The following is a 4,379-nucleotide window of genomic DNA, read 5'->3' on the forward strand; positions in this document are numbered from 1 at the left end:
GCTACAACTTTCTCTGCGACAGGCTTCGCTTTTTTCGGCGTTGCCACTGCTTTAACTACAGCCGCTTTAGTGCGTTTCTGCAGTTTAGCCTGCACCTTACGCTTATGAGCAAGTCTCATTGAATATTTCTCCAGTTCACTGCTCTTTTCGCAGTGGTGAAAATTTGAAGCGCGATTTATACCAAAAAACCGGAGCTATTTGTAGAGTGAAGCGTCGAAAGTCGACGAAAAATACCGATATTGTCTACTAGCGTCTATTATTTAATCATCGACTTATCAATTCAGGGTCATATACACTGGTTATCCATCCAGACAAAAATATGAAAATTTGGTGTTGCCTATGGACACTCGTCACCTTACAAATTTCTCTTTGCCTTCATTCAAACGTTCGTATCGTATTCTCGCCATCATTTTGGGCTTCGTTTGCTTGATCGTTGCGCTCTACAGTGACAACCCAAAGTTACTGATCGTGGGTGCTTTTTGCATTATTGCCCTACTAGGAACTGGCTATTATTTAATGTTGCGCAGCAGAGTGATGATCACCCTCACACCGACTCATTTTCAGCAGCATTTTTATAAAGGCGGGTGGGTTCTAAAATGGAATAACATCCAAAAGATTGGGCTTTGTACCTATGAGCAAGATGGATGGCACCAACCTCTTCCTTGGATTGGTATCAAGGTTAAAGATTACTCGCCCTACCTCGATTCGATTTGTCCTAAAGTCACTTGTGAATTACTGCTCAGCCAACGAGCACTTTTGTACTTGGGAGCGAAGCAAGCGGGTAAAGAATCGAACTTTGAAGATATGGTTTTAGACTCATCGCACTACCACACTCGTTGTACCGAAAACGGGTGTGTGGAATTAAGCCAATATAAAGAATCAAAGAATACCGACAAAGTGAGTTTCAGCGCTCAACAAACGCAAATGGATGCGGATTCATCCGATAAAGCAAATAATCACAACGCGGTGATTAAAGACTATTCTGGATTACAGGCGATGCTTGCCAACAGAATGAAATATCAAAGAGGCTTCCACGGGTATGACATTTTCATATCAACCCATGATCTGAATATCAGTGGGGAGGAGTTTGTTGGACTGGCTCGACGCTACTTGGCGGCAGCCGAACGTCTTTCTGATTAAAATTAAACTGGTTTAAAAGTAAAACCGCACACAATAAAAAAGCTTAGCTTCCATAACAAAAGCTAAGCTTCATTTTCAATCGTTCTTATATTAAATCAAAGATTTAATTAATAAAGAGGCATCTCGTCGGCAACGAATGGATTTGATGCGCGCTCACGACCAAATGTAGACTCTGGACCATGGCCCGGTACAAATGTCACGTCACTGCCTAGCGGCCAAAGTTTAGTCTTGATTGAAGCAATTAGCGTGTTGAAGTCGCCTTGCGGGAAATCCGTGCGACCAATAGCACCGTTAAATAAAACATCACCAACAAACGCCATACGCGCTTGCTCACTGAATAGCACGACGTGACCCGGAGTATGACCCGGCGTGTGAATCACATCGATAACTTGGTTACCAAAAGTCACTTTGTCGCCCTCTTCTAACCAAGTGTTTGGTTCAAAAGCTTTACACAGTGGGAAGCCGAACATCTGGCTTTGATTCTCTAGACCTTGAAGCCAAAAGTTATCGGCTTTATGTGGGCCAACAATGTTCACGTTCAAGATTTCAGCAAGCGGTACTGTTCCGCCCACATGGTCTAGGTGACCGTGAGTCAATACCAAATTCACCACTTTAACACCTAACTCTTCGATGATAGCAGCCAGTTGCTGAACATCACCGCCCGGATCGACAACAATGCCTTCCATTGTCTCATCACACCACACAATTGAGCAGTTTTGAGAGAACGAGGTAACAGGGACAACTTGATACTTAAGAGACATATACAAACCTTAGAGGGCAAACTGAAATTTGGGCAAACTATGACATTGGATGTCTACTTTGACAAGTACCTAGCATTCGCTCGTAAATTCAGCTTAACGCTACCAACTGCGGGCTGGACCTGTATCAATATGGATAAAGTTGCTACGTGCATAATAACCGACACCACCCGCATTCAAGCTTTTAGCAACGTCTCTTAATTCTTTTAGGTTAACGCCATCAATACGGAAATCGATCGCTTTACCTAACATGTGGTAGCTCTTCTTGGCTACGCCACTCGACTTTGAGCGCAGTGCTTCATTGGTCGCTGGAGAACGGTAACCAGAGATGATTTGAACTTCTTTTTGAATACCCAGTACATTTTGAATCTGAGTGATCTGATCAAACAGGTTCTTATCCATTGGATGAATCTCATTACGACGGAAATCACGGCACAGTTTGCTTAGACGAGCCATTTCATCACCAACATAGTTAGTACCATCGAAATAACAGGTCTCTAATCGTTCACCTGTGTGAAGATTGTTCATGCTAATCGTTCTTGGTTGATCAGGGTATGAAGCAAAAGCGATAGAAGGAGTAATTGAGGCGACAACAGCAGTACCACCAGCGTAAGTCAGAAACTGACGGCGTGAAAATAAACTTTGAGACATACAGCAAAAAAACCAATTAGATCGAACGAAAAATGCACGATACATAATGGAAATTGCTGCGTCAACGTACAAAAACCGCCCAAAAGGTTAGTAATTGTAACCTTTGCACGATTAGTTATTGATCCACATTATAATTTTATCAATAGAAGCTTGGTTGTCATTTTTTGGTCAAGATCACCCTTATTGGCTTCAATGATGGTTAACCACCCTCTTTATCATATTGGTAGATGTCACCACGATACTGTATGCCCCCTTCTTCAAACAGCACGGTTTGATAGATGATATGCACGGGGATTCGCTTCTTGAGGCGAACCTTAGTATTAGGAGCAAGATCGTTACTTTGGTTAGGTACTTTCCTTACCTTGGTGGCAAACAACAATTCAGCCAATTCCTCTGCATGTTCGACACGTATACAACCTGAACTGTAAGCACGGAAGTCATCATTAAACAGGCCTTTACTTGGCGTATCGTGCAGATAGATAGCTCGCTTGTTGGGTGTGTTGAACTTGTACAAACCTAATGCATTACGTGAGCCCGCCTGTTGACGCATTCGATATGGGAACGAATTGAAATTGATGGTCTGCCAATCAATATCTGTGGTGTCGACGGTTTCCATGGTGCGCCAACCATCAATCACTTGAAAGTTGTGTGTCTCTAGGTAGCTTTCATCCGCTTTTACTTTAGGCAAGATGTCTTTGACCATGATTTTCCATGGCACGTTCCAAGTAGGATTTAAGATAACCGAATCTAGGTTTATCTCTAAAAGCGGTGTTTTTCGCGACTTTCTGCCCACCACGACTTTGGACTCAAAGACCTCTTCACCATCTTCCCAATACTTCATATCAAAACTAGGGACATTGACGACGATGAGAGAGTCTCTGTCTCTTGGCCACAAACGAACACGTTCGGCATTGAGAGCCAGCGAAGTCAATCGTTCATCAAAGCTCATGTTGATCCATTTGATCGTATCCGGCCCGACGATCCCATCGTCTGTAAGGCCGTGCATTCGCTGAAAAGACTTAATTGCCGATTGCAGATCTTGGTCAAATACAGGGAAATCGACCGCGATCATCGAGGTATCAACACCAACCAAAGCAATGCGCTCAACAAGAATGGTTTTGTCTGAAAGCTCATCACCTAAGCGTTTCAACCCTTTCTGTCTGTATCGCTCTATATTGAGTTCAGACGCAGTTTCTAGCACGGAGTAGGTCGCCTTGAATTGGTCAAAATCCCCAACAGGCGGCGCATAGGACAATACCATTTCTAATAAGTAATCATTGGTGACACTGCTTTTCAATCTCATCAGGATATGTGGAGAAGGCGCAGGCAACTTGGAATGCAGCTTGCCCGAGAAATACCACTCTTTACCGGCAAGTGGCGCATTCTCAACGTAGCTTAGGTAATAAATAAAGGTATCGGTTAACAAGATGTCCAACTCTTGCCATTGCCCACGAGTTTGATAGTGGCGGATTTGCTTAAGTTGTCGTTCAAAAAGCGGGGCCATTTGCGCTTGTTCGAGAAGCGACAACTGGAATTCAAACGCCTTAACAAGTTCAGGCGAATCCCACAAAATTGGAAGAGATGAGTCTTGATAAATACTTTGGGTAAGCTCTGGATAAATCAGCATAAAAGAGAGCTCTGAATCAGCCGGAATAAATCGGCTCTCGTCAGAACTCGTATAGCTCCATGCATGCACAGAAACTAACACCAATAATCCACAGAAGTATTTTGCTAACATGCTTAACCCCATCACCAATCATCTCATAAGTATGGCAAAGAAATAGGAGTAAGCATGTTATTTTTTAAGGAGTTTTATGAACTAGATTGCAC

Annotated in this window: 4 protein-coding genes and 1 pseudogene; 1 reads left to right on the top strand and 4 read right to left on the bottom strand. The window is 43.1% G+C overall.

From position 1 onward, the window contains the following. A pseudogene (locus AB4653_RS15670) lies at positions 1 to 119 on the bottom strand (MarR family transcriptional regulator); the annotation flags it as partial. A gap of 220 nt (positions 120 to 339) precedes the next feature. Between AB4653_RS15670 and AB4653_RS15675 the strand changes: the two are divergent. Beyond that, on the top strand, positions 340 to 1,140 hold the full coding sequence (locus tag AB4653_RS15675; protein ID WP_102258313.1) for a DUF2982 domain-containing protein: 801 nt from the start codon (positions 340 to 342) through the stop codon (positions 1,138 to 1,140). A gap of 107 nt (positions 1,141 to 1,247) precedes the next feature. Here AB4653_RS15675 and AB4653_RS15680 read toward each other — a convergent pair whose 3' ends face one another. The 3 genes from AB4653_RS15680 to AB4653_RS15690 all read right to left on the bottom strand — a co-directional run bounded on the left by AB4653_RS15680 (position 1,248) and on the right by AB4653_RS15690 (position 4,287). Then, positions 1,248 to 1,901, bottom strand: a complete 654-nt coding sequence (locus tag AB4653_RS15680) for an MBL fold metallo-hydrolase (RefSeq protein WP_004733386.1) — start codon at positions 1,899 to 1,901, stop codon at positions 1,248 to 1,250. A 99-nt stretch (positions 1,902 to 2,000) separates the two neighbouring features. After that, positions 2,001 to 2,549, bottom strand: coding sequence for a YcbK family protein (locus tag AB4653_RS15685; protein ID WP_009848830.1), 549 nt, complete (start codon positions 2,547 to 2,549; stop codon positions 2,001 to 2,003). Between the two features lie 199 nt (positions 2,550 to 2,748). Further along, the gene (locus AB4653_RS15690) at positions 2,749 to 4,287 is read right to left on the bottom strand and encodes a murein L,D-transpeptidase (protein ID WP_009848831.1); all 1,539 of its coding nucleotides are present in this window, start codon (positions 4,285 to 4,287) and stop codon (positions 2,749 to 2,751) included. Between the last annotated feature and the right edge of the window lie 92 nt (positions 4,288 to 4,379).

The organism is Vibrio sp. 10N.222.48.A3 (genome assembly GCF_041475345.1).
Classification (GTDB): Bacteria; Pseudomonadota; Gammaproteobacteria; order Enterobacterales; family Vibrionaceae; genus Vibrio; species Vibrio tasmaniensis_A.